Below are 14,733 nucleotides of genomic sequence, written 5' to 3'. Positions count from 1 at the left end.
TGGAGCCTTCCTACAGGGTCGAGCGGCGGGCGTACTGGCGGCGGATCTTGTCGACCAGCCAGCTGACGTCGACGCGCTGGTCGGCGACTCGTTCCGGGTCGGCCTTGGTCGGGGTGGTATCCGGCTCTGGGCTGGTCTCGTCCTCGACGACCGTGGCGGATTCCGGGTCCTGCTTCGGATCCTGCAGGGCGGGCGGAACGCCCAGCTCGGTGCCGCCGTCGTAGGTGAGCTCGGCGACTTCGTGCCGCAGCTCGAGGATGCTCTTGCCGCTGGTCGCGGTGGCTACCGCGAGCAGGCGGGCGCGGACGTCGTCGAGTGCGGGCCGGGCACTCGGGTCGTAGGCGAGCATCGCGCCGAGCAGTCCGATCAGTTCGCCCGGCACGTCCGCCAGGTCCGGCAGATCGGTCGGCTCGCTGATGCGCAGGAGCAGGTTCCAGGAGTTCGTCGACGGGTAGAGGCCGTGCCCGGTGAGGGCGAAGACGAGGGTCGCGGCGAGGCCGTAGATGTCCACCGCCGCGGTCAGCTCCCGCTCGCCGCGCACCTGCTCGGGAGCCATGTAGGCGGGCGTGCCGACCATTTCTCCCGTCTGGGTGAGGTATTCGTCTCGTCCGATCAGGATCGCCAGGCCGAAGTCGATGAGCTTCGGTCCGTCCGGGCTGAGGATGATGTTCTGTGGCTTGAGGTCGCGGTGCAGGAGGCCGGCTTGGTGCACCCGGGCCAGCCCGTCGGCGAGCATCGCGCCGGTCATGGCCGCCACCGGTAGTGGCATCGCTCCCCGGGCGTCGACGTGCTGGCGCAGGGTGGCACCGGGCACGTACTCCACCGCGAGCCAGGCAGGGTCGGCGTAGGGGTCGGCGTCCTCGAAGCGGGCCACCCGGGAGCCGAAGACCAGCTTGAGGTTTTCCACCTCGGCGGCGAACCGTTCGCGGACGGTCGGCGCCGAGATGAGGTGCTGCTTGATCACCTTGAGTGCGACCCGGTCGGCGGTCGGGGAGACGGCGAAGAACACGTCGCCCATACCGCCCGACCCGAGTGGCTTGATCAACTCGAAGCCACCAATGGTGCCCAGCGTCATCCCGCCCCCTCACGATGACACCCGTCTGAAGTTGCTGCCCGCCGTATCGGCCCCACACCTGGCGGACGCATGACCGTACAACGTTGGACGATCATGCGGCTAGTGCCCGTCCGGCGGTTTGCGCTGGTCTCGGCGCCGGGCGCCCGGCGTGAGGTCGCCTCGCGCCAGTCCATCCGTTGACAGCTGGGCGAGTTCCGCCCCGAGCTCCGCCACCTGTCGGATTGCCGACTCAAAGGCGTCCAGCCGCCGGAACGTCTCCCCGTGTATCCGCTGCTCGTCCAGCGGTAGCCGGCGGACCTGTGCTCTGCGGATGTCGAAGCGCAATGTCCCGGACAGGCTCGACGTCTGCTTCTCGTTCGCCGAGGTGCGCAGCTGGCCGGCGAGAAACCACGAATCCAGCGCGGCAGGGTTGGGCCGCAGGAGGTATAGGTTGGGGCCCAGGAGGGCTTTCTCGTCGGTGATGACTCGGGCGGTGAGTCGACTGGCATGTATCGGCACCACCACGTCACCCTCGGCGAGCCGGACGGGTTGACCCGCAACTCTGCCTATGGAAGGAGCGGCTCCTTCCACGACGTCGCGGGCGGTGAGCACTGCGGTTTCGTCGGTTGTCTCCGGCTCGTCTTCAGTGTGCCGGCCTGTTGTCGGGCGCAGCGGGCCGATCAGCTGCAACGCGCCGACTTTGGCGAGTTCGGCGACGGTCAGGATCGGCGAGGACGACTGCTCGGCGGGCGCCGGCGTGACCTGCGGCATCATCGCCGGAAGGTCGCCGACGATGGCGGCCAGGCGCTCTTGGGTGCGTACCAGATGCTCTCCGGTGGCCTCGCCCCCGATGGCGGGCTGGCGGCGTGCGGGGGTGAGGTCGACCTCTTCGTCGAGCAGCTCGATCACCGGGACGGCCCGGGCGAAGCCGGCTTCCTCGACGTCGGCGTCCGGTGCGGCGGCAAAGGACCGCCACGTGCCGAGGATCCGCGGGTAGTTCGTGGCGACATCGCCGGCGGCGGCGTCGATCAGCAACGTTCGCGCGGGTGGCGGAGCCTCAGGCGCGGGCCGTCGCAAGACCCACAGGTGCAGGGGTACGCCGTGCGGCGCGGCCACGCCGGGCGGGAGTGCGATAACGGCGCGTAGGGCGCCGCGGCGGAGCAGTTCGGCGCGGATGCGCCGGCCGGCGCGGCGGCTGGCGACAGTGGGTGGCATCAACAGGACAGCGTGGGCACCGGCGCGCAGGTGGGCGAGGGCGTGCTGGGCCCAGGCCAGTTCGGGTTCGGTGCGCGGAGTGGTGCCGACGATCCAGCGTGGGTCGTGACCGAGTTCCTCGTCGCCCCAGTTGGTGGCTCCGAAGGGCGGGTTGCAGACCACGGCGTCGAAGGTGCGTCCGGCGAAGGCGTCCGCACGTAGTGAGTCGCCGGTGGACAGCTCCCCTTGAACGTCGCGCAGGGCCAGCCACAGTCCGGCGAGCCGGGCAAGGTCCTCGTCGATCTCCTGCCCGTGCGCCGAGGTGCAGCCGGCGCGGGCGGCAGCGCGGAGGACGGCGCCGGAACCGGCGGCCGGGTCGAGGACGGAGCCGCCGCCGACACCGGCGAGCCCGACCATGAGGTCGGCCAGGTCGTCGGGGGTGGCGAAGAGTCGGCCGGGTCCGGGGGCGGAGAACCGTTGCCACAGCGCGTCGAAGGCGCCCTGCGGTCCGAGTTCGCCGGCGAGCGCGTCGATGTCGGGTAGCAGCGGCGTGAGCTGCGGACCTGCTGATCGGTCGGGGCGTTTGCCGCGTTGCCGAGCCAGGAGCAGGGCGCCCACGGCGGCCAGGCCGGCGGCCGGTGACTGGCTTGCGGCAGCGAGGCGCTGCCAGAGCCGGTCGGCGGTGGCAAGTTCGGGCAGTTTTCCCTGGTCGCGGAGCCACTGCTCGACCTGGATGAGGTCGAACTCGGGGCTCGCCGGGGTGCCGCCCACCGGGGCGGGGAAGTCGCCGTGCCGTTTGCGCCAGTTGCTGACCGCGGCGCGACCGACCCCGGCGAGCCGGGCGATCTCCGCCGCCGTGATGGTCGGGGTCTCCTGCACGTTCGGAGTGTGTCACACCTGTCAAGCATCATGTGCGTTGACAGTGTTCACAGATGATGCTCTCATTGACGCCGCAACGTTCACAGCAGGAGGAAAACGATGCGCAAGACCACGACCCTCGCTCTGATCGCTACCGGCCTCGTCGCGCTGGGCTGCGGCGCCGGCAGCACCGACGAGGGCACCGGCAGCAAGGCCGACGCCGGCGCCGGCAAGGGCGACGACAAGCCGAAGACCGCGAAGATCGGCCAGCCGGCCCGGGACGGGAAGTTCGAGTTCACCGTCAAGTCGTCGAAGTGCGGCGTCGCCAAGATCGGCACCGACCTGGTCGGCACGAAGGCGCAGGGCCAGTTCTGCCTGGTCACGATCAACGTGAAGAACATCGGCAAGGAGTCGCAGATGTTCGACGGCAGCAGCCAGAAGGCGTACGCCGCGGACGGCACCGAGTACTCGGCCGATGGCGGCGCCGCGATCTACGCCAACAAGAACGCCGAGACGTTCCTCAACGACATCAACCCCGGCAACCAGGTCACCGGCGTCGTCGTCTTCGACATCCCGAAGAACGTCAAGCTCGCCAAGCTCGAGCTGCACGACTCGCCGTTCTCCGGCGGCGTGACGGTCTCCCTCACCTGATCAACCGAGGCGCCGGGGCGGGCGCAACCGCCCGCCCCAGCCTTCCCGTCCCCGATTCCCGTTCACAGAGGAGACGGTCGTGACTGACCCCACCAGCCCGATGCCGCCTGACCAGCCCGCCAACCAGGCCGGTGGCCCGCCGCAACCGGCGCCGCCCCCGCTCTCCGCCGCCGGCCCTCCGCCCGCCCCTCAACCCCAGGACGCCACCCTCTTCAGCCAGCCCATCCCGGCCGCTCCCGCGAAGCGGTCCAACGCTCGCGCGTGGGCCGTTGGTGGTATCGCCCTTGTCGTTGCGCTCTGCTGCGGCGGCGCCGCCATCAACGCCATCAACGGAAACGATGGCGCTGAGCCGCAGTCCATCGCCGCCACGTCGGCCAGCCCGAGCAGCACCGCCCCCACCACCACGGCGCCGACGACAGCCGCGCCGACCACGGCTGCGCCCACGTCGGCGGCCCCTGCCACCACGGAACCGGCGCCCACCACCGCTCCTCCGACGCCGAAGCCGAAGGTGATCAAGGGACGCGGTGACGACCTGGTGCGGGTCGGCGAACTGAGCGACCTGTCGGTCGTGAAGTTCACCTGCAAGTGCACGAGCAACACGGTGCTGAAGAGTGACGGCGACGGCCTGCTGGTCAACGAGATCGGCTCGTACACCGGCAAGCGGTGGATCAACCTGGAGGACGGCTCGCTGACCACCCAGTTCGAGATCGAGGCGAGCGGATCCTGGACGCTGACGATCGGGACCATCGCCCAGATGGCCACCAAGTTCCCGACCGGCAAGGCTTCCGGTAAGGGCGACGACGTGCTGGTGCTGGGTGGCGACGCCACCGCCGCCAAAATCACCCACCGTCGGGGCGATTCCAACTTCGTCGTCTACGCCTACTCGATCGACACGGGCGAGGGCGGGCTGCTGGTCAACGAGATCGGTGGCTACTCCGGCGTCCGTCCGCTGTCGGCGCCCGCGCTCGTCCAGGTCACTGCCGACGGCTACTGGACCATCACGCCCGCCTGATCCATCTATGACATCAGCTCCACAGCATCCCCGCAGCACCACACATGCCAGCGGCCCGGTCCGAGCCGGAGCCGCCGGCACCGCACGCCCTCCCCCAGCCGCATCAGCGGAGGTCCTGATGAACCGCACCGAGCCCCTGGTCGAGCTGATCTTCGACCGGCTCGCCGCCGATCACGTACCTGATGACACCGCCGAGGTGGTCCTCGCCGCGCTCAGCGGCGAGACCGACCTGGCCGCCGCGCTCGCCGGCGAGCCGACCACCCTCGCACCGCAGCGCACGGCAGCGGACGAGTCGCGGGAGCGGATCTGGCTCTCGTCGGTCACCGTCGCCGGTTTCCGCGGCGTCGGCCCGGAGCGCACCCTGGCGATCGAGCCCGGCCCTGGGCTGACCGTGGTGGTCGGCCGCAACGGCTCCGGCAAGTCCAGCTTCGCTGAGGCGGTGGAGCTAGCCCTGACCGGCGACAGTGCCCGCTGGGCCGACCGCAACAGCGTGTGGCGGACCGGGTGGCGGAACCTGCACGCCGGCGACCCGTGCCGAATCGCCGTCGACCTGCGAGTCGACGGGGTCGCCACGCCCACCCGCGTGGTCCGCGAATGGCCGTCCGAAGCTGAGCTGGGCGAAGCCGAGGTGAGCGTCACCAGCGGGCACGGCAGCCACAAGGATCTCGCCGAGCTGGGGTTGACCCGGCCGCTGGAGCTGTACCGGCCGTTCCTCACCGCCGCCGAGCTGGGCCGGCTCACCGCCGGCACGCAGAGCCAGCTCTTCGACGCGATCTCCGCGATCCTCGGCCTGGAGGCGATCACCGACGCCGACCGCCGGCTGATGACCGCCGCGCGCCCCCTTGACGCCGCCATCAAGGAGGTACGCGCACAGCGCGCCACCCTCGCCGCCGCCCTGGCCGAGGTACCCGACGAGCGGGCGCGCCGGGCGGCGGCACTGCTCGTGACGCGCCCCGACCTGGCGGCGCTGGCGGCGATCCTCGACGAGCCGGATGAGGCGACCGCGGACGAGGCGGTGCTGCTGTGCCGGCAGCTGGTGGCGATGCAGCTGCCCGATGCCGACGAGGTGACCCGGCTCGCCGGGGAGCTGTGGGAGGCGGCCGCCGAGGCGCGCTGGCACGACGGCGGCCGGTCGCGGGCGTCGCTGCGCAGCGCCGAGCTGCTCCGGCTGGCCCTCAAGCACCACGACGACCGGGGTGACGGGCCGTGCCCGGTCTGCGCGACCGGTCGCCTCGACGGCGACTGGCGGGCCAGCGCCAACGCGTCGCTGGCGGAGCTGCGCGACCGCACCCTCGCCGCCCAGGCGGCCGCCGCGCGGCTGACCGTCATGCTGCAGCGGGCGCACTACCTGATCGACGACCTCGACGTGCCCGACGGCGACCCCGCCGGAGTCCCAGTCGGTGAGCTGCGGGCGGCCGTGGCGGCGCTGCGGTTGGCGCCGGGCGGGCCGGAGGACCTCGCCGACCACCTGACCGCCCGGTACCCGGCACTGCTCACGGCGGCGAAGGCCGCGCAGGCGTACGCGGAGGGCCTGCTCCGGCAGCGCGACACCGGCTGGCAGGCCGCGGCGGGTGAGTTGCGCTCCTGGATTGCGGCAGCCGGGGCGCTGCCGGAGCGGGAATCCGCCCTCGCCCGGGTGAAGGCCGCACGGGCGTGGCTGAAGGCGACCGGGGCGGAGCTGCGTAACCAGCGGGTGGCGCCCTTCGCGGAGCACTCGCAGCGGATCTGGGGGCATCTGCGGCAGGAGAGCAACGTCGAGCTGGGCGCGATGACCCTGGAGGGTACGAACACCCGGCGGCGGGTGGTGATCCCGGTCAGCGTGGACGGCGCCGACAACGGCACCGCGCTCGGGGTGATGAGCCAGGGTGAGATGCACGCCCTGGGGCTGGCGACGTTCCTGCCGCGCGGCTGCGCGGCGGAGAGCCCGTTCAGGTTCATCGTGGTCGACGACCCGGTGCAGAGCATGGATCCGGCCAAGGTGGACGGGCTGGCGCGGGTGCTCGCCGAGCTGGCCGAGCAGCGGCAGGTGATCGTGTTCACCCACGACACCCGGTTGCCCGATGCCCTCGGCCGGCTCGATCTGGGTCAGTCCCGCATCGTCGAGGTGACCCGCGCCGAGCGGTCCGTGGTGACCCTGCGTCCCGGGTCCGACCCGTTGCGCCGCTACCTGGACGACGCGTACGCCCTGGCTCGCAATGAGGAGATCGCCGCCGAGGTGCGTGGGCCGGTGGTGGCGGAGCTGTGCCGCTCGGCGATCGAGGCGGCCTGCCACCGGATCGTGTGGTGGCGGCGGGTGGCCCGGGGTGTGCCGCACGACGACATCGAGGCCGCCGTCGTGGCCGCGTCCCGGCGGCTGACCACGACGCTCGCGTTGGCGCTGTTCGACGACGCCGACCGGGGCGCCGACGTGCTCGGGTATCTGAGCCGCCGGCACGGGTCCCGGGCCGTCGGCGCGTACAAGGCGTGCAAGGAGGGCGTGCACGGGGCGTACCTGTTTGACCTGCCCGGCCTGGTCGCGGACGTCCGCCACCTCGCGGAGGTCCTGCCACCGCCTCGCGCGGGTCGCGGGGAGGTCCGGTCGTGACCGCGCCGACGCCACAGCGCTGCCTGGCGGCGGCCGACGAGATGCTGCGCGGCTCCGGCAGGCTCGGCGCGGCCGCGGTGACCGCCGGCTGGTGGCCGCGGGCGTGTGCCTGCCTGATCCGGCTCGCCCTTGAGGGTGGCGTCGACGCCTACTGGCGGCGGGTCAAGCCGACCGTGGCCGCGTGCCGGCAGGGCCGGGCGAAGCAGCTGATGCTGCGCGGGCGGCTCGGGCCCGGCGTCCAGGTCGCCCGTCGGGTCGCGTTCACCTGGGCGGCGCTGTCGGCCGCCGCCCACCACCACTGCTACGAGCTGGCGCCCACGGCCGCCGAGCTGCGTCGCCTGCACACCGACGTGGGCGCCCTGCTCACCCAACTTGACAGAAGAACGGAACCCGAACGATGACCTACCCGCAGCCGGGCGTCGACCCCACCCGCCCGCAGCCGCCGCTCCCCGCTCTGCCGGGGCCGTATCCGCCGGTGTCCGCTGTTCGCGGGCCGTATCCGCCGGTGTCCGCACCGGCTGGCGCGTACTCACCGGTCTCGGCGGTGCCGTACCCGGCCTTTCCGCCGGTTGCGCGGCCGGTCGCCGTGCAGCCGCCGCTGACCTCGGGCATGGCCACGGCGTCGCTGGTGCTCGGAATCCTGGGCGTGCTCGGCGGGTGGTGTTTGTTCGGGCTGCCTTGCATCCTGGCCGTCATCCTCGGCCACGTCGCCATGCGGGAAACCCGCGACGGCACGCGGTCGGGGCACGGCATGGCCGTCGCCGGTCTCGTCCTGGGCTACGTCTTCGTCGGCCCGATGATCATCTTCACCGTCATGGTGTTCTTCGGCAGCGTCCTCAGCGCGGCCACTCCCACGCCCTGACCCGGGCGGAGCAGGTAGTTGACCGCCGCCGCAGTCGGGCAACAGGCGCCCACGAAGCGCCGGAAAGACAGGAAGCATGTCCCAGCAAAACCGCGACCGGGCCGTTGAGCTGTCCCGCGAGGACGAGGGCTACGTCATCACGGCCCGCTGGAACTGCGACGGCCGGTCGCACGAAATCAGCGGACCGGCCGCGTGCGGCGAGGCTTGCGCTCGGCGAGGAGGTCGATGGCTTCGTGCAGGTAGCGGTAGGTGGTCGAGCGGCCGATCGCGTTGTCGACGGCGAGTTGGGCAAGGCGGGTGCCGTCAACCTGTGCAGCACGAGCAAAGCCTGGGCGAAGCAACCCAGGGCTCGGGTGCCACAGCGTGTGCCGACAGCACGCCGGTGGGCGTGCAGCAGGCTGGACAGGAAGATCACGGTCTCCCTACGGACATCGAGCACTGCAGAATATGTGACACTGGCAGCCACGTGAGGCACCTATGAAGTTGATCTCTGGAAAGACCACTTCATACCAGGAGCCTCACGCATTTCATTGCAGCTCAACGGCTCCGGCGAGTCGCCTATGGACGGTCACTGACCGCCACGGCGGCCTTGCTCGGAAGGGCTTAGTGGGTTGGAGACATGCGCGGGCAACGGCCTCATCGAAAGGTGATGCAAACCGAGTCTGGGGGACATTCGATGGCGAAAGACGGCTGGGAGATCTGGCGGTTACCCGAGCAGCGGACGCGACGCTGGAGTGGCTTGCCGTCACACGGCCAGGTGCTCGGTCAGTGATCGATCGTCAAAAGGTCTGGACACTGGTGCCGAACAGCTCGGTGTTCGTCGCCAACTGGTTTGTGATCGAGGACCATCGGCGAGAAAACGATGGGGGCGTATGGGCCTCCGAGAACATCGACGCCGACGAAGCGCGCGTGGTCGCGCTTGAGGTCCCGGACCCCTCCGCTTCGGACATGAGCCCTCTGACGCGCCGTGAGTCGAGCTTCACGCCGGATCGGATCGACCGACACCGCGTAGACAAACTTCTCGGCAAGCGCGTGCCCGGGGAGTTGGCGGTGCGTTCGCGCCGTGACCGGGCTGCCAGCGGAAGGGGATGACGAGTTGACGACAGAGGTGGTGTCGCTCGAGGAGGCCATCCGATCGGCCGTCGAGCAGGGACACGCGGAACTGACGCGCCTGGATGACGTTACGGACGACCTGGTCGGGGCGTTCGGGCGAGGGCAGCACGTCGCGCCGTCCTCGTCTGGCTTGATCGCCCGACTGGACGACTTCACTCGCGAGTTTCCGGGGGACCTGCGACGTCACCTCGATCGGGAGCGCGAGTCGCTCGGGTCGTTCAACATCGCGTTCTTCGGACGCACCGGTGTTGGAAAGAGCACCTTGCTATCGGCGTTCGGCCGGCTCGACGGTGAGCACGTCTCACCGGGTGTCAGCGATTGGACCACCGATGTGCATCACGTCGAGTGGCGGGATTGCCGCTTGTTCGACACACCCGGGATCAACGGCTGGGGACGGACCGAGAGCCGGAGCAACCTCGAGGCCAAGGCCCGGAGGGCAGTGGAGATCGCCGACATCGTGCTTCTGTGCTTCGACAATCAGTCTCAGCAGGAGATGGAGTTCGAGAAGATCGCGGCGTGGATCCGCGACCACGGGAAGCCTGTGGTGGCCGTCCTCAACGTCCGCAATCCGCGTTGGCGTCACCCCGCGAAAGTACCCGAGGCTCGCCGCAGGAATCTGTCCGAATCGGTTCGCCAGCACACCGACAATATTCGGACCCAGCTCGTACAGATTGGGTTGCCCGACACACCGGTCGTCGCGATCCACAGCCGACGGGCCTTGTTCGCGCGCGCCACGACCCCCTTCCACGGCCCAGCCCAGAGGGACTTCCACCACGAACGGGAGGAGTTCGGGAAAGGCTACCTCGATCGCTGGTCGAACTTCGGGACGCTCGAGCGCCTGATCGCCACCTCCATCGCGGAAGGCGGCGCCGATCTCCGGTTGACCGCGCTGCGCGAGGACATCCGATCACGGTGCCGCCGAGGGGTCGGCGAACTCGATGCCCTGGCGGTCGAGATCGAGCAGGAAGCGGAATCCCTCGAACGCGAGGTCGAGTCGCTGTTCGCTATGTTGGGCTACCCGGAAGACGCCGAACGCGCCCAGTGGTTGCACGATGCGGCTCTCAGCGCGGATCTGGTTGAGGTGTCCGAACTGGCGCGGGGTCGCCCGTACACGTCGCCGGCCAAGGGTGCACTGGACCGCTTCGTCCGGCACCTCGCTGCCTCGCACCTTGCAGGATGCCGCCGACAGGCCAAGGCCAACGCGGATGATCTAATCCGGAGGGCATTCGACGAACGCAGTGCAGTCGACGAGTCGAAGTTTACGAAGGTCGTGTTCGATCAAGGTTCCATTTCCGTTGCGGCGGAAGCCGTCTGGGCGGATCGTCGAGCCTTCCTGCAGCGTGAGCTTGAAGTCGCGGTGGACCATAAGTCCATCGACAACGGGACGGCGGTATCGCACGCCGCGATGATCCTCGGCGACGAGGGTGGTGGTGTGGCGGGTGATGTTGTCAGGGGGGCGGGCATCGCGGTCGCCCTTGCGGGACCCGCGTTGGCCCTCATCTGGAACCCCGCAGGTTGGGTCCTAGGCGTAGCTGCCGCGGGCGTCGGGATCGCAGGACAGCTCCAGCAGCATTTCGGCAAGAAGATGAGCCGGCAAGCGTCGGAGCGAGCACGAGAAGCGAAGGCTCAGGCGATTGCAGACTGCCAGCGCGCTGTGGATCAGACGTTCGTCGATTACGAGGACGCCCTCGTCCGCGACAGCCGCGAAGCGGCGTGGGCGTTGTTGGCTCCCGCGGTCGGCGAGTCGCTCCGCGCTGCGATCGAGCTTCGTATGGCGCGCAGCCGGATCGTGCGGTTGATCGACAGCCTGCAGACCTACGCCGGTTCGATCAAGCCCGCACCCGCTGTGACCGACGTCCTGCTGCGGGCCCAGCGTCGGATGGGGGAATCCCCGGCCGAGGTAACCCGGGCATTGTTGGGCGAGGACTGGCTCGAGTCTGGCGTCGACCACCAGCCGGCGCAGATCGACCATGCCGTCCACGAGGCGTACTCGAGCCGCCGGGAGGAGGACCGCCGCCGGCTGACGCGCGCAATAGCTGCGGCGTGGAACGCACCGTCGACGGCGAACATCCACTCGTGGCGAGACGACCTCGAGGACGCGGCCCGACGCGATCCGGCACTGTTCGACATCGCACGAACCTTTTGGCGCGTCGACGGGGCAAGACCAGTCCTTGCCGTTCTCGGTGACTACAACTCAGGAAAGTCGTCGTTGATCCGCCGGATCATGGTGGACAGCGGCCGGCAACCGCACGCAGCGTTCGACATCCGGGCGTTGCCCGCGACCGCAGCCGCGAACCGCTACCAGTTGCCGCGGTTCGATCTCGTGGACACACCGGGCTTGCAAAGCGGACACGGCGAGCACGACACCGCCGCGCTCGAGGCGATCGCCGAAGCCGCTCTCGTGTTCGTCGTCGTCCACATCAATCTGCTGGTCGGCAACACCGGGATACTGGAAGAACTCTCGCGCGGCTCGGAGTCGATCGCCGCCAAAGGCGGGCGGATGGTGTTCCTCATCAACCGGTGCGACGAACTGGGCGTGGATCCGCTGACTGCACCCGAGGCATTTCTCAACCTGCAGAACCGCAAACGCGAGGAACTGCGTGCGGCCTTCGCCGCTCGTTCCATCGAAGTCGATATCGACAGAGTTCACTGCTTGTCCGGCGATCCGTTCGGCCTGGTGGGAGGCGATGCAACGGCGGAACCCGGTGATTTCGACGAGAATCGGCTGTGGGACGGCGTGACCGCATTGACGAGCGCCATGCCGGGTCTCTCCGACGAGCAGCTGTCCGCTGCGGCGTCGTCGGCCGCCTTCGATGCGGCGGTCACCGACCTCAAGCGTCACCAGCACACGCTTCACCAGGTGCAGGTCGACGGCACGAAAGACCTGCGCCGCTCGTCACCGGTGATCGCTGCCCTCCGGGCTGCAGTGAACGACGCCGTGGTCCTCGAAGGTTCACTGCGAGAGGACGCCCGCCGGATGGTGGACCGCCACTTGGTAGCTACGAAATCCGCAGTCGCGAAACTCGACCGGAAAGACGGCCAGAAGCTGAAGGACCTTGTCGAGTCCTGGTGGAGGGCTCCGCAGTTCGAAGCTGATCTCGAGCGGTACCTTGCCGACGCGGCACGCAAACTGGACGAGTGGTACAGCGACCACATATCAGCAATCGGACGTGAGATGCGCGCTGCCGAGTTCCAGGTGACACCCGAGTTCGCGGCAGAATTCAAGGCTCAGGGAAACGCCTGGTACGAGGATCTGACCAAGGGTGCTGGCAACGTCGCAGGAGCCACAGCGTCGCTTGCGAAAGCCCTTGGAAATCGGGACGCGGTCTACGCGATCGGCAAGCAGTTCGGCCACAAGTTCAAGCCGTGGGGTGCGGTGAAGGGCGGCGCCAACGTTGCCAAGCTCGGGGTGGTCCTCGGGGCCGTTGCTGCCGCCGTGGATGTTGCAGCGATGGCCAATGACATCCGAACGGCTGGAGAACACGAGCACCAGCAGGAGTTGGCGTCGCAGAAAATCGACGAAGCGGCTGCGGGGATCGTCGAACAGGTCATGCACGGCGCACAGGGGGAAGGTCCCGTCGGATATCTGAAGCAGCGGACCAAGGAACTCGAAGCATTGCTCGACGAGCACCTCGATCTCGAATCGTCGATGAGGGAACGGATGGACTCGGCGAAAGCGCGGGCCGAGGTGGTCGGGGCCTTGATCGCGGCCGCGGACGAATTGATCGGCACACCAGGGAGGAACGAGTAACAGTGGTTGACATCGGTGCAGTGCGTGACTGGCTGGCGCGACTTCCCGGCGGATCGTTGGTCGGCCAGTATGTCGACGACTGGGACGCGTTCGAGAAGCTGGACAGACCGGTCGTGACCCTCTTCGGGTCCTACGACACCGGCAAGAGTTCCCTGCTCCGCCGGTTGCTCGTCGATTCGGGCCGCGATGTTCCCGGCTGGCTCACGATCAGCGCACGCCACGAAACCTTCGAGGTCAACGACGTCGAGGTCGGCGGGTGCCTCATCCGCGACACTCCCGGATTCGCGGTCGGTGCGTCCGACATTCGTGCACAGAACAATTCGCGCCGAGCAATGGCGGCGGTCGGACTCACGGACGTCGGCATCGCGGTACTGACCCCGCAGCTGGCGACCGCCGAACGTGACGTGCTTCAGAAGCTGTTCACGCAGGGATGGCCGGTGGGGACGATGTGGTTCGTCATCTCGCGGTTCGACGAGGCGGGTGTGGACCCGGAGTACGACCTCGCGGAGTACCGGGAGCTGAGTGATCGCAAGGTTCGCGAGTTGCAGGAACTGTTCGAACTGGACGACAGGACACCGATTTTCGTTGTCTCGCAGGACCCGTTCCAGACGGCAGGACCGGACACAGATCTCAGCCGAGAGACCTGGGATGACTTCCGTGGCTGGGACGGCATGAGGGACCTTGCGGATGCTGTCGTGGCGGTGTCCCCTTCGGCACTGCCCGGATGGCGACATGCGGCCGGGCAACGGTACTGGACAGCGGTCCTGGACGAAACCGTGACCGAGCTGCGGAGGCAACTGTCGGACTACACGGCACGTGCCGAAGTAGCTGCCAATGGCGTCGCTCGCCGCGACGCGTGGGAGAGCGAACTCAACACTCTCGATCGGGCAGCCCAAGCCAGCCTCGACGGTCTCGTCGAGGAGGTGATGCGGCAGTCGTGGGAGGCGGGTTCCGGCACCGATGAACTTCAGGCCGAGATTCGGCGCACGCTCGACGAGTGGTTCACCAAGCACGAGGTCCGCCTCCAGCGGTTGCAGCAGTCGATCCGCAAGACCAGGGAGCGAGAGCGCGCCCGGCCCTCCTGGGCCGGCTTTGCTTCGCTGGTCGCGACACTCCGGGCCGAGGAGGATGCCTCCGCGACCCCGGCAGGGCCCGGCGCTGCCCCAGGACATGTCGAGACGGTAGGGACCATGTTGATCGGTATGTTGAAGGCCGCGAACAAAGCACCCGGGCCGACCGCCGGCGGGAAGGCCAGCTCGACGAAGGCGCCTAGGGACCTGGGACGGCACATCGGCATCGCCGAAGCCGCGCTTCCCCTTGCCGTCTACCTGGCGAAAGTCATCGACGAGCAGAGAGCAGATCGCGCACGCCTGAACCAGGACAAGACGGCGGCCGAGAAGCGCCAACAGGTCGTCACTGAGTGCACGCAGCACGCTCACGATGCGTGGAAGCCGTTTGTCGACGATGTGCGGACAACAATTGTCGCGGAAACGAGTGACCAGGTCGATCTCGACAAGAACCTGCGCCAGCTCGTCGAACAGCTGCAAGTGGCTGTGGCGGAAGGCGAGCGCCTCCTTCGAGGGGGTACGGTGCCGCTGCTCGAGACAGAGGCGTAAGCGAGTGGGCTCCTGAGTCCCGGCTTCTACGACTGGGC

10 protein-coding genes and 1 pseudogene are annotated in these 14,733 nt (G+C 69.0%); 8 read left to right on the top strand and 3 right to left on the bottom strand.

What is annotated here, in order from left to right; genetic code table 11:
• Positions 1-10: 10 nt before the first annotated feature.
• Both A6A27_RS21425 and A6A27_RS21420 read right to left on the bottom strand, forming a co-directional pair.
• The gene (locus A6A27_RS21425; RefSeq protein ID WP_073836423.1) at positions 11-1,075 is read right to left on the bottom strand and encodes a serine/threonine-protein kinase; all 1,065 of its coding nucleotides are present in this window, start codon (positions 1,073-1,075) and stop codon (positions 11-13) included.
• A 99-nt stretch (positions 1,076-1,174) separates the two neighbouring features.
• Positions 1,175-3,127, bottom strand: a complete 1,953-nt coding sequence (locus tag A6A27_RS21420; RefSeq protein ID WP_073836422.1) for an N-6 DNA methylase — start codon at positions 3,125-3,127, stop codon at positions 1,175-1,177.
• 99 nt (positions 3,128-3,226) lie between these two features.
• On the opposite strand from A6A27_RS21420, the gene A6A27_RS21415 reads away from it, so the two are divergent.
• The 5 genes from A6A27_RS21415 to A6A27_RS21390 all read left to right on the top strand — a co-directional run bounded on the left by A6A27_RS21415 (position 3,227) and on the right by A6A27_RS21390 (position 8,215).
• Positions 3,227-3,757: a DUF4352 domain-containing protein gene (locus tag A6A27_RS21415; protein ID WP_073836421.1), complete on the top strand. Its 531-nt coding sequence runs from the start codon at positions 3,227-3,229 to the stop codon at positions 3,755-3,757.
• A gap of 79 nt (positions 3,758-3,836) precedes the next feature.
• Positions 3,837-4,769: a hypothetical protein gene (locus A6A27_RS43295; RefSeq protein ID WP_143194098.1), complete on the top strand. Its 933-nt coding sequence runs from the start codon at positions 3,837-3,839 to the stop codon at positions 4,767-4,769.
• A gap of 118 nt (positions 4,770-4,887) precedes the next feature.
• Complete coding sequence (locus A6A27_RS21400) at positions 4,888-7,353, top strand: AAA family ATPase (RefSeq protein WP_073836418.1); 2,466 nt, start codon at positions 4,888-4,890, stop codon at positions 7,351-7,353.
• Positions 7,350-7,754 (top strand): hypothetical protein, encoded by a 405-nt coding sequence (locus A6A27_RS21395; protein WP_143194097.1) that lies wholly within the window; start codon positions 7,350-7,352, stop codon positions 7,752-7,754. Before A6A27_RS21400 ends, A6A27_RS21395 begins: the two co-directional genes overlap by 4 nt.
• The gene (locus A6A27_RS21390; RefSeq protein WP_073836417.1) at positions 7,751-8,215 is read left to right on the top strand and encodes a DUF4190 domain-containing protein; all 465 of its coding nucleotides are present in this window, start codon (positions 7,751-7,753) and stop codon (positions 8,213-8,215) included. Before A6A27_RS21395 ends, A6A27_RS21390 begins: the two co-directional genes overlap by 4 nt.
• A 200-nt stretch (positions 8,216-8,415) precedes the next feature.
• Here the strand turns inward: A6A27_RS21390 and A6A27_RS46075 are convergent.
• Positions 8,416-8,654 (bottom strand): annotated as a pseudogene (locus tag A6A27_RS46075) (IS5/IS1182 family transposase); the annotation flags it as partial.
• A gap of 329 nt (positions 8,655-8,983) precedes the next feature.
• Between A6A27_RS46075 and A6A27_RS21385 the strand changes: the two are divergent.
• The 3 genes from A6A27_RS21385 to A6A27_RS21375 are packed head-to-tail and all read left to right on the top strand — an operon-like array spanning position 8,984 to position 14,695.
• Positions 8,984-9,307: a hypothetical protein gene (locus A6A27_RS21385; RefSeq protein WP_073836416.1), complete on the top strand. Its 324-nt coding sequence runs from the start codon at positions 8,984-8,986 to the stop codon at positions 9,305-9,307.
• Positions 9,279-13,079, top strand: a complete 3,801-nt coding sequence (locus tag A6A27_RS21380; RefSeq protein WP_073836415.1) for a GTPase — start codon at positions 9,279-9,281, stop codon at positions 13,077-13,079. Before A6A27_RS21385 ends, A6A27_RS21380 begins: the two co-directional genes overlap by 29 nt.
• 2 nt (positions 13,080-13,081) lie before the next feature.
• Positions 13,082-14,695: a GTPase domain-containing protein gene (locus A6A27_RS21375; RefSeq protein WP_073836414.1), complete on the top strand. Its 1,614-nt coding sequence runs from the start codon at positions 13,082-13,084 to the stop codon at positions 14,693-14,695.
• Positions 14,696-14,733 lie beyond the last annotated feature (38 nt).

It is taken from the genome of Micromonospora sp. CB01531 (assembly GCF_001905095.1).
In the GTDB taxonomy this organism is placed as follows: domain Bacteria; phylum Actinomycetota; class Actinomycetes; order Mycobacteriales; family Micromonosporaceae; genus Micromonospora.
Note: the sequence above shows the minus strand (reverse complement) of the source record. Positions and strands in the feature narration are given on the sequence as shown.

What these genes read in the sequence shown, in the direction of transcription:
- A6A27_RS21425 (WP_073836423.1), bottom strand. Translation starts at nt 1,075, where the DNA reads ATGACGCTGGGCACCATTGGTGGCTTCGAGTTGATCAAGCCACTCGGG.
- A6A27_RS21415 (WP_073836421.1), top strand. Translation starts at nt 3,227, where the DNA reads ATGCGCAAGACCACGACCCTCGCTCTGATCGCTACCGGCCTCGTCGCG.
- A6A27_RS21400 (WP_073836418.1), top strand. Translation starts at nt 4,888, where the DNA reads ATGAACCGCACCGAGCCCCTGGTCGAGCTGATCTTCGACCGGCTCGCC.
- A6A27_RS21390 (WP_073836417.1), top strand. Translation starts at nt 7,751, where the DNA reads ATGACCTACCCGCAGCCGGGCGTCGACCCCACCCGCCCGCAGCCGCCG.